Below are 22,667 nucleotides of genomic sequence, written 5' to 3' on the forward strand. Positions count from 1 at the left end.
AAGCCGAGGCTTGGTGCGACGCTTGAAAACTCAATAGGGGGTGATCGGTTTCGACTGGAGATGTCGGAGCAGAGGAAGCGAGCCGAGGAAGCGGCCATGATCTCGTTAACCACAGGCCGAAACAAATAATCGCCGATACCAAGCGCGATTCCTTCGCCCTCGCCGCCTGAGCGAGCTTCGAAGGTGTCAGACCGGGCGCGTCCCCGTCCCGGATCCTGGCATAATCAAGGGGACTCCACCGTCCTACCCGGTTACGGGGTAGTCCGGAAAATCAAACAGTAACTGAGCCCGTCGGCAACTTGTCCGCGTGATTGCCGGGGCTGAGAAAAGCACAGCGGACTGCGCTCGGAGAAGCTCTGGTCTCGCACTTCAGGACGCGGGTTCAATTCCCGCCACCTCCACCCCTTTCCGACGAGCCGACTATGGCCGCAAACCCCGCGGCCATAGTCGGCTCGTCTGTTTGTGCGGCTTCGCCGCCGGCGGGGGCTCCGCCACCCGCACCCCCCGCCTGAGGTGAGGGACCGCAGGGCGTGGGGTTATCCGGCCCGCGGCTGAGGTCGCTTTGTTGTGTCTACGTCTGTGGTGGGGCTTTGCAAGCGGCCGCGGTTTTGGGCCTGCGGGTGGGGTTGTGCTGGTGTATCCAGGCCTGTGGGGGCGTCATGCGGCTGGAATTGTGGGCTTGCGGTCGGGGGTGTGGTGGGTTGGGCGCCGCTCGCGTGACTGTGCTCTCTCGAACTTCCGCCAATTCGCCTCGCGCGTGGCCGACCCCCCGCGTTCGCAGGTGAGGGGGCGCGGGCTGTGGGCTTCTCCGGCCCGCGGGTGGATTGCGTTGTTGGGGTCTGCGTTTGTGGCTGGGGGTTGTGCGGCTTGGGGGTGCCGGGTGCCCGGTGCTCTCGTTTCGGCGCGCGGTGCTCCGGGCTGTCGGCCTCGGGCGCTCATTTCGGATGTCTCCGCCTCGGCGCTCGCGGCGCCGCGGCGAAAGCCGTGGTCAGCTGGGGGCTTCACGAAGCGGGTCACGCGCGACCTGGGCGTGGCAGTTCCCCCGACCCCGACGTGTGCGGCCCGGTGTGCCTAACACCCCGCCCCGGCGCCCAGCTATGCGTCGCGCTGCCGCGTCGTTCGTAGAGCCCGCGCCGTGTGCAGGGCTCCTGGACTTCTTGCAACCTCGCTGAGCTGCGCGCCCGCGCCGACACGCGCCGGCGTGCCGAGTGCCAGGACTCGCGGGGGCTTCGGGGGGCGGGTGGGGGATTCGCCGCCCGACCGCGCTCGCCGCCCGCATGCCCGCACTTTTCACGCCCGCGGCACCTCGTGCCCGACGCCCCCACCACTACCGCCGCTTGTGCCTGCCTCGCCACGACCGCCGGGTGCGCCTGGCCAGGGCCCGTGCGCCTGCTTCCGGGGCGCGGCTCCGCTGCTCGGGGTCCCCGGAGTTTCGTCAGGCGGAGGACTTGAGCCAGGCGTCCAGCTCGTCGGCTGTCGGGGGGTTGGCGCCTTCTCGGGTGCAGGTCAGAGTGGCGGCGGCGGTGGCGTATTCGAGGACGGGGCGGAGGTCGTCCGGGGGGAGGGCGCGGAGGGTGCCCACGTTGGTGCCGCCGAGGAGGTCGCGGGTGGCGAGGGCGTGCAGGAGGGCGCCCATGAAGGCGTCGCCTGCTCCTACGGTGTCGACCACCTCGGCTTCGGGGGCGCCCACCGCCACGGCCTCGTGGGGGGTGACCGCCGTGGCGCCGTCGGGGCCCTGGGTGACGACGACGAGGGCCGGGCCGGAGTCTCGCCAGAGGCGGGCGGCTTCGACCGGGTCGAGGTCGGGGTAGAGGTGGCGCATGTCTTCGTCGCTGGCCTTCACCACGTCGCAGAGGGGGACCAGGGCTTCGAGGCGGCGGCGGATCGCGGGGACGTCGCCGGCGATGTCCGGGCGGACGTTGGGGTCCAAGGTCAATGTCACGGCGCCGCGGGCGTGTTCGCGCAGGATCATGCGGAACAGCGCGGTGCCGCCGGGCTCCAGGTGGAGCGCGACCGAGCCGACGTGCAGGGCCTGGACGTCGGAGCCCAAGGGGTCAGGGAGTTCGTCGCTGGTCCACTGGCCGTCGGCGGTTCCGGTGAACCAGAAGTCGTAGGCCGCGCGGCGATGTTCGTCGAAAGTGACGACGGCGAGGCTGGAGGGTTCCGCGGCGTCGACCAGGTAGCGGGGCGAAATGCCGTCGGCGGCGAGGCGGTTGCGGATGCGGGTGCCGAAGGCGTCGGAGCCGACGCGGGCGATGAGGGAGGCGGGGCTTCCCAGGCGGGTCGCCGCTATGGCGATGTTGGCAGGGCTGCCACCGGCGAGCGCACGGTAGGTGTCCGCGCCGGTGGGGACCAGGTCGATGACGTTCTCGCCGGCGACGGCGATCGGGTAGGCGCGTGTGTCCGTCATGCCGCTTCACCGCCGGAGGCGGCGTCGCGTACGGCGCCTGCGGCGCTGCCCGCGAGGGGCAACTGGGGGAGGAGGGTGGCCTGGTAGGCGTGGTAGATGTCCGGCTTGCCGGCCCAGACCGTGGATGCCGGGCGGTTGTCCGCGTCGAGTTCGTGGTGCCAGCTGCCGTCATGTTCGTCGATGACGTACTGCGCGCAGTAGTCCCACCACGTGCGGTACCAGTGCTCGTAGACCAGGTCGCCGGTCCGCCGGTGCAAGGCCGCGGCGGAGCAGATTGCTTCCGCGATCACCCAGTGCATGCGGGCGTGGACCACGGGGCGGTCGTCGTGGTCGACCGTGTAGACGAAGCCCGGCTGCCCGTCGGCGTCCCACCCCGCGCCGACCGCCACGACGAACAGCCACCGTGCCGCTTCCGCGAGCCAGTTCGGCGGGTCGGGCAGCGCGGCTTCGAGGTTGAGCAGCAGGCGCGCCCATTCGAGCGCGTGGCCGGGTGTCGTGCCGTACGGGCGGAACGGGTCGGCCCGGTTGGTGTCGTGGTACTCCGGCACGATGTGCCCGTCGGCGGAGAAATGCTCGGGGACCCGCCACCATTGCGAGCGGGCCACGTGGTCGACGAAGAACTCGGCGATGCGCAGCGCGCGGTCGCGCCACACCCCGTCGCCGGTCGCGTCGGCCGCGGCCAGGAACGCCTCGACCGCGTGCATGTTCGCGTTCGCGCCGAGGTACGCCTCGGGCTCCTGCCAGGCGCGGTCCCACGATTCGCGGACCCAGCCGCGCCGGTCGTCCCAGAAGCGGGATTCCATGACGTCGCACGCGTCGGCCAGCAAGGCTTTGGCGCCCGCTCGTCCGGCAACGGTCAGGCTTGCCGCGGCGAGGAGGACGAAAGCGTGTCCGTACGCCGTCTTGCGGCCGTCCGACGGCTTGCCGGGTTCGGGGATGGCCGGATACCAGCCCCCGTGCTCCGCGTCCCGCAGCGGGCCGTCCAGGGCCGCGAGACCGCGGTCGGCGAGCGGGCCGGCGCCGGGGCGGCCGCGCAGGTGGGCCAGCGCGTACACATGAGCCATTCGCGCGGTGATCCACAGCTGGACGCCGGATGCCGGGTCGGGCGTGCCGGAGGCGTCGAGCCAGGCGAAGCCCGCGCCGGCGGCGGGTGCGGCGGCGGTGCCGAACCGCAGCAGACGGCCGCCTTCCGCGTCGAGCCACGCGCGGTGTGCGGCCAGAGCGACCCAGGAAGGGTCGCGGGACCCGTGGTGTGAGGCGTTCATCGCGCACATCGTCCCACCGGGGCGGTGGGACGCGGCAGGAACGCGCCGGGCGGGGGCGGCGGGCACCCGACCGGGTGCGCCATGTGTCCGGAAAGCACGGAACCGGCGGCTCCGAAGAGCCGCCGGTTCCGTCAGGACTACGACACCGACCCGCCAATGCTCGCCTCTCGGCAAGTGGTCCCTCGTAGGGACTAATGGTTGGGCCCGGGGGCTTGGATCGAGCCGGTGCCATGACCAGAGTAACCGACCCGCCCGGAAGCGGAAGGCGGTCGCGGATGGACGCGGATCACAGTTTGCGCGGAGACGGCGGCGGGGTACCGAGACCGCCTGCGGAGGGGGAACGGACCCGAGGGCGGCGACGAAGGCGAGGTCGAGGACGGGGGGGAGGCGGGGCGAAGACGGGCAACGGTAGGGGTGTCCGAGGCGCGCCCTGTACCGCTCACGCACGCGCACCCCGGAGCTCGTCTGCCCCCGCGCAGACGCCCGGGGGCTGTCCCCGCGCCGCGTTGGCTCGCCACACGCTTTGCCTCGCACGACTTGCCCACCCGCACTGACCGCCGCGCCCGCTCCCACCCTCCTCGCGCTCTCGCTCACTCCCTCGGTGTCGCCCCCGCTCCCGGATCCCCCCGCCGTCACCCCACGTTCACGCCCCGCCCGCGTGGTCGCCCCGTGCCTCCTCTCCAGCCCACGCACGACACGTCGCCATCACCCCCCGCTCGCGCTCCCACACCCCCAGTCGCCCCGTGCCCCACCCCCGTCCCCGGTCCGTCACCCCCTCACCTCCCCCGTCTCCTGGGCCCCCGGGCCACCGCCTGTCGCCGCTTGCGGGTGCCGTTTCGTCGTTCTGTCCCGCGAAGTGAGACGATCGTCTGCGGTGCCGTGCCATGGCACCGAACTGTTGAGGAGACTGCTTCATGCCCGCAGCGCCGAGCGCTTCGTACTCGATCACCGCCCGACTCGAGGTCCCCGCCGGGGGCCGCGTGGTCAGCCAGCTCACCAACGCGGTGGAATCCGCGGGGGGTTCGGTCACGGGCCTGGACGTCACCGCATCGGGGCACGAGCGGCTCCGCGTCGACGTGACGATCGCCGCGTCGTCCACCGACCACGCGGACGCGCTGGTCGAAGCGCTCGCCGCGATCGAGGGTGTGGCCCTCGGCAAGGTGTCCGACCGGACGTTCCTCATGCACCTCGGCGGCAAGATCGAGATGCAGGCCAAGCACCCGATCCGCAACCGCGACGACCTGTCGATGATCTACACCCCGGGTGTCGCGCGCGTGTGTCTCGCGATCGCGGAGAACCCGGAAGACGCGCGCCGCCTGACGATCAAGCGCAACACGGTCGCTGTTGTCACCGACGGCTCGGCCGTGCTCGGCCTCGGCAACATCGGCCCGAAGGCCGCGCTGCCGGTCATGGAGGGCAAGGCCGCGCTGTTCAAGCGCTTCGCCGGCATCGACGCGTGGCCGATCTGCCTGGACACGCAGGACCCCGACGAGATCGTGCGGGCCGTCCAGTTGATGGCCCCCGGCTTCGCCGGGATCAACCTCGAGGACATCTCCGCGCCGCGCTGCTTCGAGATCGAGCGCCGTCTGCGCGAGACCCTCGACATCCCGGTCTTCCACGACGACCAGCACGGCACCGCCATCGTCGTGCTCGCCGCGCTGACCAACGCCCTTCGGGTGGTGGGGAAGAAGATCGAGGACGTCCGCCTGGTGATGTCCGGCGCGGGTGCGGCCGGCACGGCGATCCTCAAGCTGCTGCAGGCCGCCGGCCTGCGCGACGTCGTGGTCGCGGACGTGCACGGTGTCGTGCACGGCGGCCGCGACGACCTCGGCGACGACCTGCGGTGGATCGCCGACCACACCAACTCCGAGGGCCTGACCGGGACTTTGAAGGAAGCCGTGGTCGGCGCGGACGTGTTCGTCGGCGTCTCCGCGCCGAACGTCATCGACGGCGGCGACGTGGCGAAGATGGCCGACGACGCGATCGTGTTCGCGCTCGCCAACCCGGAGCCGGAGATCTACCCGGCGGTCGCCCAGGAGCACGCCGCGGTCGTCGCGTCGGGCCGCAGCGACTTCCCCAACCAGATCAACAACGTTCTGGTTTTCCCGGGGGTGTTCCGCGGACTGGTCGACGCGCAGAGCCGGCACATCACAACAGACATGTTGTTGGCCGCGGCTCGGGCGCTCGCTTCCGTCGTCACCGACGACGAGCTGAACGCCAGCTACATCATTCCGAGTGTGTTCCACCCGGAAGTGTCGAACGTCGTCGCGGCCGCCGTCCGGGACGCGGTTCTCGAGGACCGTCGGCAATCATGATCGGGACCCGCCGTATGCCGGGCGGTGCGACGAGCGTACGAATGCTGGTCGTATCGTCGGGGTGTGGCGGGCGTGCACAGCCCCGATTCGGGCCCGTAATCTGCCACGACCCGCCAAATCACGGGGCTTTCCGCGTGATTCGGCGTGTCCCTGATTAGGTTCCGGGCCCGGATACGTGCAGGATTCGTCCCCGGGGCAAGAACAGCGAGTTGGAAAGACCACGGGAGAAATACATGAACCGCAGTGAGCTGGTGGCCGCCCTCGCGGAGCGGGCCGACGTCACGCGCAAGGACGCCGACGCCGTGCTGAACGCCTTCGCCGAGGTCGTCGGTGAGATCGTCAGCAAGGGCGACGAGAAGATCACGATCCCCGGCTTCCTGAGCTTCGAGCGGACCCACCGCTCGGCGCGCACCGCGCGCAACCCGCAGACCGGCGAGCCGATCGAGATCCCGGCCGGCTACAGCGTCAAGGTCTCCGCGGGCTCGAAGCTCAAGGACGCCGCCAAGGGCAAGTGACCGGGCGCGCTCGCTGAGCGCACTCGATCGCACGTAAGCCGAAGGGCGGTTCCCGGTACGGGAACCGCCCTTCGGCGTCGACGCAGGTGGTCGAACAAGTTGGTCGGTGCGCGCCGCCCCCCGGGCGGCGCGCGTCCGGCTCAGGCCACGCCTTGGCCGACCGTCTCCGGGAGTTCGTCCCCGCGGTCGTCGGCCACCACCCCGGCCTCGTCGGCCGCGCGGGCGGCCAGACCGCCGGAAACGCCCTGGGACGCCGTCTGCGGGGCTTGCGGCTGGGGGTCGGCCGGGGGCAGCCCGACCCGGGCTCCGAGAGCCTCCAGCTTGCCCAGGAAGCCCTCGTAGCCGCGGTTGATCAGGTCGATGCCGTGCACGCGCGACTTGCCCTCCGCGGCCAACGCCGCGATCAGGTACGAGAAACCACCGCGCAGGTCGGGGATGACCAGGTCCGCGCCGTGCAGCTTCGCCGGGCCCGAGATGACCGCCGAGTGCTGGAAGTTGCGCTGCCCGAACCGGCACGGCGTTCCGCCGAGGCACTCGTTGTAGAGCTGGATCGTGGCACCCATCTGGTTGAGCGCGGAGGTGAATCCGAGGCGCGACTCGTACACCGTCTCGTGCACGATCGACAGCCCGGACGCCTGCGTGAGCGCCACCACAAGCGGCTGCTGCCAGTCCGTCTGGAAGCCCGGGTGCACGTCCGTCTCCAGCGCGATCGCGCGCAGCCGGCCGCCCGGGTGCCAGAACCGGATGCCGTCGTCGTCCACCCGGAACGCGCCGCCGACCTGCCGGAACACGTTCAGGAACGTCATCATGTCCAGCTGCCGCGCGCCCCGCACGAACACGTCGCCGCCGGTCGCCAGCGCCGCGCACGCCCACGACGCGCTCTCCAGGCGGTCCGGCAGCGCCCGGTGCGTGTAGCCGCCGAGGCGGTCCACACCGGTGATCCGGATCACCCGGTCGGTCGCCACCGAGATGATCGCGCCCATCTTCTGGAGCACGCAGATGAGGTCTATGATCTCCGGCTCCACGGCCGCGTTGCGCAGCTCGGTGGTGCCTTCCGCGCGCACCGCGGTCAGCAGGACCTGCTCGGTGGTGCCGACACTCGGGTACGGGAGTTCGATCTTGGTGCCGTGCAGTCCGCCGGGCGCTTCCAGGTAGAGGCCCTCGGGGCGCTTGTCCACCGTCGCGCCGAACTCGCGCAGCACGTTCAGGTGGAAGTCGATCGGCCGGTCGCCGATCCGGCAGCCGCCCAGGTCCGGGATGAACGCCCGGCCGATGCGGTGCAGCAGCGGCCCGCACAGCAGGATCGGGATGCGGCTGGAGCCGGCGTGCGCGTCGATGTCCGCGACGTTCGCCAGCTCGACCGACGACGGGTCCATGACCAGCTCGTCCGGCTCGTCGCCCTCGTACACCGCCACCCCGTGCAGTTGGAGCAGGCCGCGCACAATGTGCACGTCGCTGATGCCGGGGACGTTGCGCAGCCGGCTCGGCTCCTCGCCGAGCAGGGCCGCCACCATCGCCTTGGGCACCAGATTCTTGGCGCCCTTGACCCGGACCTCGCCCTCGAGCGGGGAACCACCGTGAACGAACAGCACGTCGTCTTTCATGAATCTCGCGTTCCTGGACGGAAGTGGCCGACTTCGGACGGAGCACACAAGCCGTGCGGGATACGCGCGGCACGTGTGGACAACAGCGGACAACGGTACGCGCTCGTTGGCCGGGAAGGTGCATTGTCGGAGGCCCTGGCGGGCACAGGACCTCGGACGGGAGCGGGATTCGGGACCCTGGTCCTTCCGGCGCGTCGCCCCTCGCGGTGGCCGCGTCGGGGACCTCGGACGACGGCTGCGGGTGTTACACGTGGGGCTGGTGTGCTGTGTGGGGGCGTACGGGACGAGGGAGTGGGGTGCGTGGCGGACGCCGCGGCCGCGCCGGGCGCATGGCTGACCCGGGCGCGGCTCCGGACCGCGCCGCATCCGGGACGCCGGCCGGCGCCGGTCCGGACGCGGCCGCAGGCGCGGGCCGGCCGGTCGGCCGCCGCGGCTTCCTCGCCGGGATTCGCGACAAGGTCGTCGAGGCCGTCCGCACCGTCGCGCACACCGCGCAGCGCGCGATCGAACACCCCGCAAGCCCCGACGGCCCCGGAAGGCCCGGTGACGCGGGGCGCTCCGCAAGCCCGGGCGGCCCGGCGAGTCCGCCGGGCGCGCCCGGGATTCCCGGGGAGTCGGCCGGAGGCGAGACTCCGGCGGCCGGCATGCAGGATCATGGGCGCATGACCGAGGTCTCGCTCACCGGACGCCTGCTCGTGGCGACGCCCGCGCTGACCGACCCGAACTTCGACCGGTGCGTGCTGCTCGTGCTCGACCACGACGAGGAGGGCGCCCACGGCGTCGTCCTCAACCGCCCGACCCCGGTCGACGTGCACGACGTGCTGGCCGGGTGGGAAAAGGCGGTCACCGGCCCGGCCGTGGTGTTCCAAGGCGGTCCGGTCGCCATGGACTCCGCACTGGCGATCGCGTCGGTGCCCGGCGGCGGCGAGCCGATCGGCTGGCGGCAGGTCTTCGGCCGCCTCGGCCTGGTCGACCTCGACGCGCCGCCCGAGGTGGTCGGCGCCGAATTCGGGTCGATGCGGATCTTCGCGGGCTACGCGGGCTGGGGCCCCGGCCAGCTGGAGGCCGAGCTGGGCGAGGGTGCCTGGTACGTCGTCGAGTCCGAGCCCGGCGACGCGTTCAGCGCCGAGCCGGAACGCCTGTGGCGGGCGGTGCTGCGCCGCCAGCGCGGCGAGCTGGCGATGGTCGCGACCTATCCGGAAGACCCGTCGCTGAACTGAGCGGCCCGGGTCGGCGGGGCACCCGGTCGGCGCATCCGGGCGGGGGAGGGCGGCGGCCTTGCCCGGCCCGGGTCGGCACGTCCGTCCCCCCGTAGAATCGGACCCATGACCACTCCGCAGGACTACCCGGAGCCCGAGCGCGTCGGCGGCACCTCCACGCTCGTCGAGGAGACCCCGCAGGTCTCGCACGGCGACGGCGACCACGAGCGCTTCGCGCACTACGTGCAGAAGGACAAGATCATGGAGAGTGCCATGACCGGCACTCCGGTGATCGCCCTGTGCGGCAAGGTGTGGGTGCCGGGCCGGGACCCGAAGAAGTACCCCGTGTGCCCCATGTGCAAGGAGATCTACGAGTCCATGGGCCCGGGCGGCGACGGCGACAAGGGCGGCAAGGGCGGCGACAAGTAGCCCTCGGCCTCGTTGCGCGGCCGCGCGGTACGGCGGCTCCCGGCGAGCGTCGGCCGCCGGCCGCGTCCGGTGCGCGTCGCGGCAGCGTCCGCGGCGCGCACATCTGCGATCCCGGGCCCCCGCCGCCCGTCCGGCGCAGTAGCGTGGTGCCGCTGTGAACGAAGCGATCATGCTGCCGCTGTCGCTGCGCGAGGCCGTGGACGCGCTGGCCCGCGAGCCCGCCGCCCTTCCGGTGGCCGGCGGCACCGACCTGATGCCGCGCGTCAACGCCGGGATGCTGCGGCCCCGTGCGCTCGTCGGCCTGTCCGGACTCGCCGAGCTGCGCGCCTGGCAGTACGACGGTGCCACGGCCGTCATCGGCTCCGGCCTGACCTGGGCCCGCCTGGCGGGCCCGGACCTGGCCGCGGTCGCGCCCGCGCTGGCCGCCGCCGCGCGCCGCCTCGGCACCCCGCAGATCCGCATGATGGCGACCCTCGGCGGCAACCTGGCCTCGCGCACCCGGGAAGCGGACGCGGTGCCGGTGCTGGCCGCGCTGGAGGCCACGGTGATCGTGGCGTCGGCGGGCGGCATGCGGGAGTTCGTGTGCGACGCCCGGCCGGGTGCGCAGCTGCGGCCGGGGGAGCTGATCACGGGAGTACGGGTGCCGGTCGCGCAGGGCCCGCAGGAGTTCGCGAAGGCGCGCATCTCGACCGGGTTCCACGCCACGGTCGCGCTGGTGGCCGACGCGCGCACGGGGGCGGTGCGGTGTGCCGTGGGCGGCATCCGCCCGGGCGCGGAGCGTGCGCTGCGTGCCGAGGCGTGGCTGGCCGGGCGGATCGACCCGGGGACCGGGCGGCTCGTGGACCGGGACGACGCGGCCCGGTTCGGCGCGCTCGTCGCCGAGGGCCTGTCGCCCGGCGACGGCTCGCGGGCGGCGCGCGCCCACGAGGCCCGGGTGGTGGCGGCGCTGGTCGGCCGCGCCGCCGAACGGGTGTGGGCGCCATGACGACGGCGGACGGGGAACGAGGCATGACGGGGGAGCCGGACGAGACGGCGGGTTCGTGGGCGATACCCGGGGACGGGTCGGCCGCGGCCCCGCCAGGCTCGGCGAGCGCCGTGCCGGGCCTGGACGCGGGCGCGTCCGGGTTCTTCTACGCGGTGGACCTGTCCGCGGTGGACGGCGGCGGAGGCCGGGGCGGATCCCGCGGCGGCGACGGCGGGACCGCCGGCCGCCACACGCCGCCGGGGGGCAACGAGTACGCGGGCGACTACGGCGGGATGCCGGCGAGCGAGCCGCCCCCGTCGGGGTTCTACGACACGATGGCCGCGCCCGGGATGGGCGACGGCGGGTTTGCGGGCGGGATGCCCGCGCCGGAGGGCGTGGGCCCCGGGGGCTATCCGGGGGGTTATGCCGAGGAGACTCCGCCGTCCGGGTTCTTCCACGCGTTCGTCCCGGCGGCGGAACCGCCGCCGGGGTCGCCGGGCTTCGGCGCCGATCACGGGTTCCCGGCCGACGGGACGTCGTCGTGGCGGCCTTTTGTGGCGGGCGACGCCGGAGAAGCGCCGGAGGATGCCGGGCCGCTGTACGCGGCGCCGATACCGGATCCGTACGCGACAGGCCCCGAGGCGCAGCCCCACGCCGGATACCCGGCGCCGGGCGGGTTCGACCCCGGGGCGCTGGAGACCACGCTGACCCTGCCGCAGATCGGCGGCGACCTGCCGGACCCCGGCGCGAGTGCCGAACTGCATCCCCCGTCCGGGTACTTCCACGCGGTGAGCATCGGCGACACGGACTTCGGCGGCCTCCCGTCGGGGACGTTCGGCGGTGCCGACGGGTTCGGGAGCGGTGCGGAGTTCGGCTCCGGCGCGGTCGTCGGGGAGATGCCCGAAGTACAGAGCGCCCCGCCGTCGTTCGCGGACCTGGAGGCCGGGTTCGGGCCCGACCTCGCCGCGCTGCCGCCCGACGCTTCGGCCGCCGTGCCGCCGCCCGCGGATCCCCTGACCGGCCCGATGCCCGCAGCCGAGCCCCTCGGCCCGTCGCCGATGGTGCACCTGGCTCCGGCGGCGCCCGCCGATGTCCCGGCCATGCCCGGCACGTTCGGGGCCGGTGCGGCGGCGTTGCCGCCGGCCGAGCCGGTCGTGTCGTACACCCTGAACGTCAACGGAGCCCTGCAGTACGTCGCCGACGGATGGATCGGCGACAGCCTCCTCACCGTCCTGCGCGACCGCCTCGGCCTCTCCGGCGCGAAGGACGGCTGCGGGCAAGGCGTGTGCGGGGCCTGCACGGTGCTCGTCGACGGGGCCCCGGCCGCCGCGTGCCTGGTGTCCGCGGCGACGCTCGGCATGCGCGAGGTGACCACCGTCGAAGGGCTCGTCGGACCCGGGCCGGCCGCGATCCGGCAGGGGCTGATCGAGCAGGGCGCCGTCCAGTGCGGCTACTGCATCCCCGGCGTGGTGGTCAGCGCCCACGCGCTCCTTGCCCGCATACCCCGGCCCGACGAGGCGACCGTGCGCCGGGCCCTGGCCGGGCACCCGTGCCGCTGCGTCGGCCCGAACCGGATGGTGGCCGGGGTGTGTGCCGCGGCGGCCGCGACGCCGCCCGATGCCGATCACGAAATCCCCCCGGACGCGTCCGCGTTCGCGCCCGCCGGGGCGGAGGACGGACGGTGACGCGCCTGATCGCCGAGCCGCCCGACGCGCAGGCGCAGACCCAGGGGCGGTTCGCATACACCGCCGACCTGTGGGTGCCCGGCATGCAGTGGTGTGTGCTCGTCCGGTCGCCGCATCCGCACGCGCGGATCACCGGCATCGACACCTCGGCGGCGCTCGCCGTGCCCGGCGTCACGACCGTGGTGACCGCCGCGGACCTGCCGGCCGAGGCGTTCCACGGCCCGGTCGTCGTCGACCGGCCCGTGCTGGCCTCGGACGTCGTGCGGTTCACGGGCGAAGCCGTCGCGGCGGTGTGTGCCGAGACGCGCATGGCCGCGCTGCGCGGCGCCGAAGCCGTCGAGGTCGAGTACGAGCCGCTGGACGCCCGCCTCGACCCCGAACACGCCTTCGCCAGCGCCCCGTTGCATCCGGACGGCAACCTGTTCCGGCATGTCGCGCTGCGCCACGGGCGGCCCGTGCAGCGGCGCCCGGACGGTTCGCCGGTCGAAGAGGTCGTCGTCGAGGGCCTCTACGACATCGCCGCGCAGGATCAGCTCAACCCGGCGACCGACGCCGTCCTCGCGCTGCCGTGCGCGGACGGCGGCATCGAACTGCACACCGCGTCGCCGTGGCCGCACGCCGACCGCGACCAGGTCGCGCAGTGCCTCGGCTTCGCGTCCGGCACGCTGCGCGTGGTGCCCGCGGGGGTCGGCGGATCGTCCGGCACCCGCGAGGAGGCCGGGATGCTCGCGGTCGCCGCGTGGCTCGCCGCGCGCACCGGGCGGGCGGTCAAGATCGTCGCCGACCGCGCGGACGCGCTGACCGGCGGCGGGCACCGGCACGCGGCGCGGCTGAAGTACACGCACCGGGCGGACAGCAACGGGCGGTTGCTCGCGGTCGAGGCGGAAATCCTGCTGGACGGCGGCGCGTACGCCACCACGTCCCCCGAAGTCGTGGGCCGGTTGGCCGGGTGCGCCACCGGGCCGTACATGGTGCTGCACGCGGCCGTGGACGTGTGGGCGGTGCGCACCAACAATCCGCCGGCCGGGACGATGCGCGGGCCGGGCGCGACGCAGGTGTGCTTCGCGTACGAGGCGCAGATGGACAAGCTCGCCGCCGCGCTCGGCATGGACCCGGTCGAACTGCGGCTGCGCAACGCGCTGAGCACCGGCACCATGCTGACCACCGGCCAGGTCCTGGACGGCCCGGCTCCGGCCGGGGAGTTGCTGCGTGCGGTGGCGGAACACCCGGCGCCGGAAAGCGAACCGGCGCCCGGGCTGCGCCGCGGCACCGGCTTCGCGGTGGGCCTGGTGCCGCTGCTGGGCATCGAGGGCGCCGACGAGTCGTCGACCGCGACGGTGCGCCTCGACCACGGCGTGGTGACGGTGACGTGCGCGGCGGTCGAGGCCGGGCAGGGGTTCACCGCGCTGGTCCGGCGGATCGTCGCCGACGTGCTGGGCATCGCCGACGCGATCGTGCTGCCCGCGGGCACCGCGATGCCGAGCGCGGGCCCGGCCGGGGTGGGGCGGCACACCATGCTGACCGCGGGGGCGGTCGACCAGGCGTGCCGGGACATCCGGGCCCGGCTTCTCGCGCCGATCGCCGCCCGCTACGGCATGACGGCGGCGCTGCTGGACGTGCGCGGCGGCCGCCTGGTGTCCTACGACGGCCTGGTCGACCTGCCCGCCGAGGTGATGACCGAGGGCCAGGAGATCGCCGCGACCGCGGGCGCGGCCCGTGCACGGCACACCGAGCCGCTCGACGACGCCGGGCAGGGCGACGCGTATCCGGTGGTGGCGTTCGCGGCGTGCCGGGTGGTCGCCGACGTGGACCCGGAGACCGGGGCGGTGCAGGTCGTCGACGTGACCGGCGCCTACGACGCGGGCAAGGTCCTGGACCCGGTGCTGGCGCTCGCCCGCGTCGAGGGCTCGGTGGCGATGGGCATCGGCATGGCGCTCGTCGAGGACTTGGACGCCGCGCGGCTGCACGGGCCCATCGCGTGGGCCCAGCCGACCGCGCTGGACGTCCCGCCGGTGCGCGTCGCCGCGTGGCACGAGGAACCGCAGCCCGGCATCCCGATGGGCGCCAAGGGGCTCGCCGACGCGGCCGTGGTGCCGGTTCCCGCGGCGGTGGCCGCGGCGGTGCGCGACGCGACCGGACTGGACCTGCCGAGCCTGCCGCTGCGGCCGCGCGACGTCGCCGCCCGGCGGTGACCGACAGTGACCCACGACGGCTTTTGCGGTGATCCGGCGCACCGCCCGGCACGCCCGGGCGAGGCGCCAAGAGCCCGGCTCAACCGCGTCGTTGCGCGGCCTGCGGAAGGGGCTCGGGTAGCCTGAGCCGTTCCCGTCCGTGCCGGGCAGGGCCTGTCCGATCGACCCCCGGCACCCGTCCGTCCGTACCTTCGTGCGACCCCGGAGCGCTTGTCCCGCAGTGAGTACTTCAGCCGCGTCCCACCTGTCCCCGGCCTTCCCCGCCCGCGCCCCCTGGGGCACCGCAGGCAAGCTGCGCGCTTGGCAGCAGGGCGCTCTGGACGAATACCTGGACCGGCACCCCCGGGACTTCCTCGCGGTCGCCACGCCGGGCGCCGGCAAGACCACGTTCGCGCTGCGGATCGCCAGCGAACTCCTGCAGCGGCACATAGTCCAGCAGATCACCATCGTCGCGCCGACCGAGCACCTGAAGAAGCAGTGGGCCGAGGCGGCGGCGCGGATAGGGATCCGGATCGACCCCAACTACTCGGGCTCGTCCGGTCCCGCCAACCGCGAGTTCCACGGCGTGGCGGTCACCTACGCGGGGGTGGGCGTCCACCCGATGCTGCACCGGCGCCGCGTGGAGAACCGCAAGACGCTGGTCATCCTCGACGAGATCCACCACGCGGGCGACAGCAAGTCGTGGGGCGACGCGGTGTTCGAGGCGTTCGAGCCGGCCACCCGGCGGCTGGCGCTCACCGGGACGCCGTTCCGGTCCGACACCAACCCGATCCCGTTCGTCAGCTACGTCGAGGGCTCGGACGGGATCCGCCGCAGCGCGGCCGACTACACGTACGGCTACGCCCATGCCCTCGCCGACCACGTCGTGCGCCCGGTCATCTTCATGTCCTACTCGGGCGAGATGCGCTGGCGCACCAAGTCCGGCGACGAGGTCGCGGCCAGCCTCGGCGAGCCGATGACGAAGGACGCCATCAACCAGGCGTGGCGCACCGCCCTCGACCCGCACGGGTCGTGGATGCCGCAGGTGCTGCGCGCCGCGGACAAGCGGCTGACCGAAGTCCGCAAGGCGGTGCCGGACGCGGGTGCGCTGGTGATCGCGACCGACCACGAGTCGGCGCGCGCCTACGCGAAGATGATCCGCGAGATCACCGGCACCGGCGCGACCATAGTGCTGTCCGACGACGTCGGCGCGTCGAAGAAGATCGAGGAGTTCAGCGAGGGCGACTCGCGCTGGATGGTCGCGGTCCGCATGGTGTCCGAGGGCGTCGACGTGCCGCGTCTGGCGGTCGGCGTGTTCGCCACCACGATCTCCACGCCGCTGTTCTTCGCGCAGGCCGTCGGGCGCTTCGTCCGGGTGCGGCGTCGCGGCGAGGTCGCGTCGGTGTTCCTGCCGTCCGTCCCGACGCTGCTCCAGCACGCGAACGAGATGGAGAAAGAGCGCGACCACGTCCTCGACAAGCAGAAGAAGGGCGAGGGCCTCTACGACACCGAGGACGCGCTGCTCGCGCAGGCCAACCAGGAGAAGGACACCCCCGGCGAGCAGGAGCAGTTCTCCTTCGAGGCGCTGGAGAGCGAGGCGCGGTTCGACCGCGTGCTCTACGACGGCGCCGAGTTCGGCCTCCAGGCGCACACCGGCAGCGAAGAGGAAGAGGAGTACCTGGGCATCCCCGGCCTCCTGGAGCCCGACCAGGTGCAGATGCTGCTGCAGAACCGGCAGGCCAAGCAGATCGCCCGCAGCCGCAAGAAGCCCGATGCCGAGGCCGACCTGTCGGAGAAGACAGCCGCCCAGCGACCGGTGGTGACGCACCGTCAGCTCTCCGGGCTGCGCAAGGAGCTGAACACTTTGGTGGCCGCGTGGCACCACCGCAGCGGCCAGCCCCATGGCGTCATCCACAACGAGCTGCGCCGGGTATGCGGCGGGCCGCCGACCGCGCAGGCGTCGGCGGGGCAGCTCCAGGACCGGATCGCCAAGATCCAGCAGTGGGCGACCTCGGCACGTTGACACGGCTCCTGACGGTCCGTCGGGAGCGAACCGGGACAAGTGCCCCGCCTACCGGACGGTAGGTACGCGCCAGGCGGACACCGAGGGGTCCGCATCATGAGATCAACTTCGGCTGAGGCACGTGTCACTGCGCAGACTTCTGGGAAGTTTGTCCGTATTTAGCGGGACTTGGTGCACAGATCCCCCGCGGAATCCGTCCACATTCCGGAAACTCGCTTACCTGGGGCCGGGCCTCTGATTACCGTGATTGACATCAGTCGCGCCAGGGACAAGAGCCCTTGTGCGTCCGACAGTCCGTCCGGGCCTACCCGGCCGGCAAGACGAGTTGACCGCGCAACCACGACCTGGCGCCGCGCAGCAGCATCGTGACCCCGGCGTCCGCCACACGGCCGCGCCCGGAGTCGCGCCAGTGGGGACCCGGGCCTTTGGTGATTCCCGGGAATGCAACGCACGCGTGCAAGGGAGGCTTCTCGTGGCCGCGGAGACATCACAGACCCTGGACCGAGGACTCAAGGTCCTCGAACAACTGGCCGATGCCCCGGAAGGGCTGACGGTGCCGGAGATATCGGCCGCACTCGGCGTGAACCGTACCGTCGTGTACCGCATCCTGGCCACCCTCGAGCAGCACGGGCTGATCCGTCGCGACGCGGGCGGCCGGACCCGGCTCGGCCTGGGCGCCCTGCAACTGGCCCGACGCGCCCACCCGCTGGTGCGCGACGCGGCCGTGCCGTGCCTGCGCCGGCTCGCCGAAGAGACCGGTGCGACGGCGCACTTGACCATCGTGGACGGCCTCGACGCGCTCGCCGTCGCGGTGGCCGAACCCACCTGGACCGATTACCACGTCGCCTACCGGGTCGGCTCGCGCCACCCGCTCGAACAGGGCGCGGCCGGGCAGGCCATCCTGACCGCCCGCCGGGTCCGCGCCGGACTCGACCCGGCCGTGCCGTACGTGCACGTCGCCGGCGACGGGCACCGCTCGGCCCCCGGCATCGCCGCGGCCGTCCCGGCCCTGGCCGGCGTCGAGGCGAGCGTCGGCGTGCTGTCCTTCAGCGAACTCGACAGCGAACGCTTCGGCCCCCGCGTCGCCGAAGCCGCGCTGGAACTCGCCGAGACGCTCGGCGGCGGCCCGCGGCTGCCCGTCCAGCGCGACGACGAGGCCGTGCCGGAGACCGTGGTCCGCGCCGGATAGCCGCCCGCCCGCCCCGTAGACCCCCGCCTACCCCTGCGGTGGGGACCCGCGGGCGGCGGCCCGCCCCGCCCGGACGCACTGGTTTAATTCCGGGGTGGCCCGTTCCAAGCGCACCCTCGCCCTCTCGCTGCTGCTGATCGTGATCCTCGGCGTCTTCGGCTTCACCGCGCCGCTTCCGTTCACGGTCATCAGCCCGGGCGAGACGGTGGACACGCTGGGCAAGGATGCGGCCGGAGCGCCGGTCATCCAGATCACCGGGGCCACCCCGCAGCCCACCGAGGGCCAACTGCTGCTCACCACGATCCGCGCCGACGACCCGGACACCGAGCACCACCTGAGCGGGCTTCTCGACGCCTGGTTCGACGGCAACGAAGCCGTCGTGCCCAAGAAGTCGGTCTACCCCGAGGGCAAGTCCAAGGCGCAGATCATTCAGCAGAACACCCAGGACATGACGGAGTCGCAGGACCATGCGGCCGTCGCGGCCCTGAACTACCTCAAGCTCGACCCGAACCAGGTCAAGGTCAAGCTGAACGCGGGCGAGATCGGCGGCCCCAGCGCCGGCCTGATGTTCTCCCTCGGCATCGTCGACATGCTCGGCACCCGGAACCTCACGGGGGGCCAGATCATCGCCGGGACCGGCACCATCGACGACACCGGCAAGGTCGGCCCCATCGGCGGCATCGAGATGAAGACCAAGGGCGCCAAGAAGAGCCTCGCGACCGTGTTCCTGCTGCCCAAGGAAGAGTGCAAGAAGGCCAAGGCCGCCGCCCCCGGCGGACTGCGCCTCGTCCCGGTGGAAACCCTGCCGCAGGCCGTCGACGCGCTGATGGCCCTGCAGAACGGCGGCAAGGTCCCGTCCTGCTGACCTGACCTGACCTGACCTGACCAGACCCGGCCTGGCCCGACCGGATCCGCTCAGCGGTCGGGGTGCTCGTCCGGCTCCGGCTCGGACGGGTCGCCGACCGCCGCCGCGACCAGCGGCAGCACCCGGTACGGCACCGGGTTCTCCAGCGCGATCGCCGTCGACGCGCGCAGGATCCCGTCGAACTCCACCACGTGGTCGATCACCCGCTGCAGGTCCGCGTTCGACCGCGCCACCAGCCGGCACAGCATGTCCCCGCGCCCGGTGATCGTGTGCAGCTCCAGCACCTCCGGAATCGACGCGAGATGCGCCCGTACGTCCGGCCCCCGGCCCTGCCGGATCTCCAGCGTCGCGAACGCCGTCACCGCGAAGCCGAGCGCCGCCGGATCCAGATGCGGACCGAACCCGCGCACCACGCCCCGCGCGTGCAGCCGGTCGAGCCGCGCCTGCACCGTGCCGCGCGCCACGCCGAGCCGCCGCGAGCACTCCAGCACCCCCAGCCGCGGCTCCTCGTCCAGCAAACGGATCAACGCGGCGTCCAGACGATCGATCGGCACGGCGGCTCCAGGGTGCGCGGGCGGTGTCCACGGCGGGCGCGCGGGCTGGTCAGGCTGTACATTCACCCGGTTGCGCGCCCGGATCGACTGTACAGATTGCCCAGGGGAATCAGCACCTGTTGCGCAACCTGCCGGACGGGGCGACCCTGCGGAGAGACGTCGACCTCGTCGCCGACACCCGCCCCCCACCCCTCCGGGAGCCGTCATGACCGAGATGCTGCACCGCTCCGACGCAGAGACGGCGCAGGACCCCTTCCCCGTCCTCGGCATGGACGCGGTCGTGTTCGCCGTCGGCAACGCCCGCCAGGCGGCGCACTGGTACTCGACCGCTTTCGGGTTCCGCTGCACCGCCTACTCCGGCCCGGAGACCGGCAACCGCGACACCGTGTCCTACGTGCTCGAATCCGGCGAGGCCCGGTTCGTCGTCACCTCGCCGCTGCACCCCGACCACCCGCTCGCCGCGCACATCGCCGAGCACGGGGACGGCGTCGTCGACTTGGCCATCGCGGTGCCCGACGCGCGGGCCGGCTACGCGTACACCACCGGCCACGGCGCGACCGGCCTCGACGAGCCCGCGGACATGCGCGACGACCACGGCACCGTGGTGCGCTCCGCGATCGCCACGTACGGCCAGACCCGCCACTCGCTGGTCGACCGGCACGACTACGCGGGCCCCTACCTGCCCGGCTACGCCGCCCGCGGCCCCCTCGCCCCGGCGCCCGCGAAGCCGTGGATCACCTCCATCGACCACTGCGTCGGCAACGTCGAACTCGGCAAGATGGACGCCTGGGTCGAGTTCTACCAGCGCGTCATGGGCTTCACGAACATGCGCGAGTTCGTCGGCGGCGACATCGCCACCGAGTACTCCGCGCTCATGTCGAAGGTCGTCGCGGACGGCACCCGCAAGGTGAAGTTCCCGATCAACGAGCCCGCGATCGCGAAGAAGAAGTCGCAGATCGACGAGTACCTCGAGTTCTACCGCGGCCCCGGCGTCCAGCACATCGCGCTCGCCACCGACGACATCGTCCGCACCGTCCGCGCCATGCGCGACGCGGGCGTCGAGTTCCTCAACACCCCGGACTCGTACTACGACACGCTCGGCCAGTGGGTCGGCGAGACCCGTGTCCCGGTCGAGACGCTGCGCGAGCTGAAGATCCTCGCCGACCGCGACGAGGACGGCTACCTGCTCCAGATCTTCACCAAGCCCGTGCAGGACCGGCCGACGGTGTTCTTCGAGATCATCGAACGGCACGGGTCGCAGGGCTTCGGGCTCGGCAACTTCAAGGCGTTGTTCGAGGCGATCGAGCGCGAGCAGGAGGCGCGCGGCAACCTCTGAGCCGCCGCGGCTTCCCGTCCCTCCGGGCCTTCCGGCCCTTTCCGACTCTCCGCCGGCTCGACGGCTTCGCCCCCGGTCCCCAACGACGTGGACCGGGGGCGTTGCCGCGCCCGGGCTGTTGTACGTACGTCCGAATCGCGGCGTTACTCTGCGGCCATGAGCACCCACCCCGACCCGGCCGGCCTCGCCGCGGAGCTGCGCGCCGGACTGCCCGAACGCGCGCTGGTCACCGACCCCGACGTCGCCGCGTCCTACGCCCACGACATGGCCGGCCTGTGCCCCGCCGGGCGGCCGGCCGCGGTGGTGCTGCCGGACACCGTCGAGCAGGTGCAGCACGTCATGCGGGTCGCGACCCGGCTGCGGGTGCCCGTCGTGCCGCAGGGGGCGCGCACCGGGCTGTCCGGCGGCGCGAGCGCCGTCGACGGCTGCATCCTGCTGTCGCTGGTCCGGATGAACCGGATCCTGGAGATCGACCCGGTCGACCGCGTCGCCGTCGTCGAGCCCGGCGTGGTCAACGCGGATCTGTCCAAGGCGGCCGGGGAGTTCGGCCTCGTCTACCCGCCGGACCCGTCCAGCTGGGAGACCTGCACGATCGGCGGCAACATCGGCACCGGCGCGGGCGGGCTGTGCTGCGTCAAATACGGCGTCACCGCCGAATACGTGCTCGGCCTGGACGTCGTGCTCCCCGACGGGGAACTCCTGCGCACCGGGCGCCGCACCGCCAAGGGCGTCGCGGGTTACGACCTCACCCGGCTGTTCGTCGGCGCCGAAGGCACCCTCGGCGTGGTCGTCCGCGCGACGCTCGCGCTGCGCCCGACACCGCCGCCCGCGCTGGTCGTGGTCGCGCAGTTCGCCAGTACGACGGCGGTCGGGCGGGCGGTGGCGGCGATCACCGCGGCCGGGCACGTGCCGTCGCTGATGGAACTCATGGACGCCACCACGGTCCGCGCCGTCAACGACCTGGCCAACATGGGGCTGCCCGAGCGGACCGAGGCCCTGCTGTTGGTCGCCGTCGACACCCCCGACCCCCGGCCGGAGCTCGCCGCCATCGCCGAACTGTGCACGGAAGCCGGCGCCTTCGAAGTGCTGGCCGCCGACGACGCGGACGACTCGGCGATGTTCCTCACCGCACGCCGCCTCGCGCTGCCCGCGCTGGAACGGCTCGGCTCCAGCATGATCGACGACGTCGCGGTGCCGCGTTCCCGCCTGGCCGACATGCTCGACGGTGTCGCCCGGATCGCCGAGCGGCACGACACGGTCATCGGGGTGTGCGCACACGCGGGGGACGGCAACACCCATCCGATCGTCATCTTCGACGCCGCCGACACGGCGGCGACCGAGCGCGCGGGCGCCGCTTTCGACGCGATCATGGCGCTCGGCCTGGAACTGGGCGGGACCATCACCGGCGAACACGGCGTCGGCACGCTCAAGCGCGACTGGCTGGCCCGCGAGCTGGGACCGGTCGGGGTGCGGGTGCACCGCGCGGTGAAGGCGGCTTTCGACCCGCTGGGGATCATGAACCCGGGGAAGGTCGTCGCGGCGGAGGGCTAGGGCCGACAGCGGAGGACCAACGGCCGAGCGCCGGGGCGGGGGAGTCCCGGAGACCGCCGGCGGATGGCCGGAAGACGCCGTCGGTTCGGCCGGGCGGGTGCGACCGGGTGGTCGTGCGGCACACTCTGGGGCATGTCCTGGAACACCTCGACGCCCGCGCCCGGCTGGTACGCCGACCCCGAGTCCCCGGGCTACGTCCGCTACTGGGACGGCACCGCATGGGTCCCCGACTCGGTCCGCCCGGCCGGGGAGTACGAGCAGCCCGGGCCCGAGGCCTACGCCGACGGCACCGCGCCCGGCGTCCCGGAAGGCGGCGCCGAAGCCGCCGAGGCATGGCCGGGCCAGGTCATCGCGGGCGAGGTGATCGCCGCCGAGGCGGTGACCATGGGGGAAGTGCTCGCCGCCGAGATGGAGGCCGCCGAAGCAGCGGCCGCGGGCCTGGGCACGGAGGGTACGGAAGCCTCCGCCGATACCGCCGTGGAAACCGTCGGCCGGGCCCGGACCGCCACCGCCGCGCGCCCGGCCCGGCCCGGATCGCGGGCCGCCGCACGGGGGCGCGGCCGGGCGGGCGCGGCGGCGACGATCCCCGGTC

General features: G+C 73.1%; 16 protein-coding genes, 1 other RNA gene and 1 pseudogene. 14 read left to right on the forward strand and 4 right to left on the reverse strand.

Annotated features, from left to right (window positions below; genetic code table 11):
• Nucleotides 1–36 precede the first annotated feature (36 nt).
• Nucleotides 37–404: a transfer-messenger RNA gene (gene ssrA / locus ABEA93_RS35710) on the forward strand.
• Between the two features lie 1,031 nt (nt 405–1,435).
• On the opposite strand, the gene ABEA93_RS35715 is transcribed toward ssrA, so the two are convergent.
• Entirely contained in the window at nt 1,436–2,410 is a 975-nt protein-coding gene (locus ABEA93_RS35715; protein ID WP_345680094.1) for a carbohydrate kinase family protein, read from the reverse strand.
• A complete protein-coding gene (locus ABEA93_RS35720) occupies nt 2,407–3,675 on the reverse strand; it encodes an AGE family epimerase/isomerase (protein ID WP_345680095.1) in 1,269 nt (422 codons plus the stop codon). Before ABEA93_RS35720 ends, ABEA93_RS35715 begins: the two co-directional genes overlap by 4 nt.
• A 914-nt stretch (nt 3,676–4,589) precedes the next feature.
• On the opposite strand from ABEA93_RS35720, the gene ABEA93_RS35725 reads away from it, so the two are divergent.
• Together ABEA93_RS35725 and ABEA93_RS35730 are read left to right on the forward strand one after the other, a co-directional pair.
• Nucleotides 4,590–5,990, forward strand: a complete 1,401-nt coding sequence (locus ABEA93_RS35725; protein ID WP_345680096.1) for an NAD-dependent malic enzyme — start codon at nt 4,590–4,592, stop codon at nt 5,988–5,990.
• A gap of 233 nt (nt 5,991–6,223) precedes the next feature.
• Nucleotides 6,224–6,505, forward strand: coding sequence for an HU family DNA-binding protein (locus tag ABEA93_RS35730; RefSeq protein WP_345680097.1), 282 nt, complete (start codon nt 6,224–6,226; stop codon nt 6,503–6,505).
• A gap of 287 nt (nt 6,506–6,792) precedes the next feature.
• Here ABEA93_RS35730 and murA read toward each other — a convergent pair.
• Nucleotides 6,793–8,109, reverse strand: a pseudogene (gene murA, locus ABEA93_RS35735) (UDP-N-acetylglucosamine 1-carboxyvinyltransferase); the annotation flags it as partial.
• A gap of 662 nt (nt 8,110–8,771) precedes the next feature.
• Here murA and ABEA93_RS35740 point away from each other — a divergent pair.
• The 8 genes from ABEA93_RS35740 to ABEA93_RS35775 all read left to right on the forward strand — a co-directional run bounded on the left by ABEA93_RS35740 (nt 8,772) and on the right by ABEA93_RS35775 (nt 18,634).
• Complete coding sequence (locus ABEA93_RS35740) at nt 8,772–9,329, forward strand: YqgE/AlgH family protein (protein ID WP_345680112.1); 558 nt, start codon at nt 8,772–8,774, stop codon at nt 9,327–9,329.
• Between the two features lie 105 nt (nt 9,330–9,434).
• Entirely contained in the window at nt 9,435–9,737 is a 303-nt protein-coding gene (locus ABEA93_RS35745; RefSeq protein WP_345680098.1) for a DUF3039 domain-containing protein, read from the forward strand.
• A gap of 169 nt (nt 9,738–9,906) precedes the next feature.
• Nucleotides 9,907–10,722 carry an FAD binding domain-containing protein gene (locus ABEA93_RS35750; protein WP_425585225.1) on the forward strand — a complete coding sequence of 272 codons (816 nt, stop codon included), beginning with the start codon at nt 9,907–9,909 and terminating at the stop codon, nt 10,720–10,722.
• A 23-nt stretch (nt 10,723–10,745) separates the two neighbouring features.
• Entirely contained in the window at nt 10,746–12,386 is a 1,641-nt protein-coding gene (locus ABEA93_RS35755; protein ID WP_345680100.1) for a 2Fe-2S iron-sulfur cluster-binding protein, read from the forward strand.
• Nucleotides 12,383–14,578 (forward strand): xanthine dehydrogenase family protein molybdopterin-binding subunit, encoded by a 2,196-nt coding sequence (locus tag ABEA93_RS35760; RefSeq protein WP_345680101.1) that lies wholly within the window; start codon nt 12,383–12,385, stop codon nt 14,576–14,578. The genes ABEA93_RS35755 and ABEA93_RS35760 overlap by 4 nt, the downstream gene beginning before the upstream one ends.
• Nucleotides 14,579–14,798: 220 nt before the next feature.
• Nucleotides 14,799–16,580, forward strand: a complete 1,782-nt coding sequence (locus tag ABEA93_RS35765; RefSeq protein WP_345680102.1) for a DEAD/DEAH box helicase — start codon at nt 14,799–14,801, stop codon at nt 16,578–16,580.
• Between the two features lie 472 nt (nt 16,581–17,052).
• Nucleotides 17,053–17,769 (forward strand): IclR family transcriptional regulator, encoded by a 717-nt coding sequence (locus ABEA93_RS35770; RefSeq protein WP_345680103.1) that lies wholly within the window; start codon nt 17,053–17,055, stop codon nt 17,767–17,769.
• A 94-nt stretch (nt 17,770–17,863) separates the two neighbouring features.
• Complete coding sequence (locus ABEA93_RS35775) at nt 17,864–18,634, forward strand: YlbL family protein (protein WP_345680104.1); 771 nt, start codon at nt 17,864–17,866, stop codon at nt 18,632–18,634.
• 50 nt (nt 18,635–18,684) lie between these two features.
• Here ABEA93_RS35775 and ABEA93_RS35780 read toward each other — a convergent pair whose 3' ends face one another.
• On the reverse strand, nt 18,685–19,188 hold the full coding sequence (locus ABEA93_RS35780; RefSeq protein WP_345680105.1) for an Lrp/AsnC family transcriptional regulator: 504 nt from the start codon (nt 19,186–19,188) through the stop codon (nt 18,685–18,687).
• 205 nt (nt 19,189–19,393) lie between these two features.
• Between ABEA93_RS35780 and hppD the strand changes: the two genes are divergently transcribed.
• The 3 genes from hppD to ABEA93_RS35795 all read left to right on the forward strand — a co-directional run.
• Entirely contained in the window at nt 19,394–20,524 is a 1,131-nt protein-coding gene (gene hppD, locus ABEA93_RS35785; RefSeq protein ID WP_345680106.1) for a 4-hydroxyphenylpyruvate dioxygenase, read from the forward strand.
• 156 nt (nt 20,525–20,680) lie between these two features.
• Nucleotides 20,681–22,075, forward strand: a complete 1,395-nt coding sequence (locus ABEA93_RS35790; protein ID WP_345680107.1) for an FAD-binding oxidoreductase — start codon at nt 20,681–20,683, stop codon at nt 22,073–22,075.
• A gap of 132 nt (nt 22,076–22,207) precedes the next feature.
• The coding region (locus ABEA93_RS35795; protein WP_345680108.1) for a DUF2510 domain-containing protein at nt 22,208–22,667 on the forward strand (460 nt) is incomplete at its 3' end.

This window comes from Yinghuangia aomiensis (genome assembly GCF_039542225.1).
Classification (GTDB): domain Bacteria; phylum Actinomycetota; class Actinomycetes; order Streptomycetales; family Streptomycetaceae; genus Yinghuangia; species Yinghuangia aomiensis.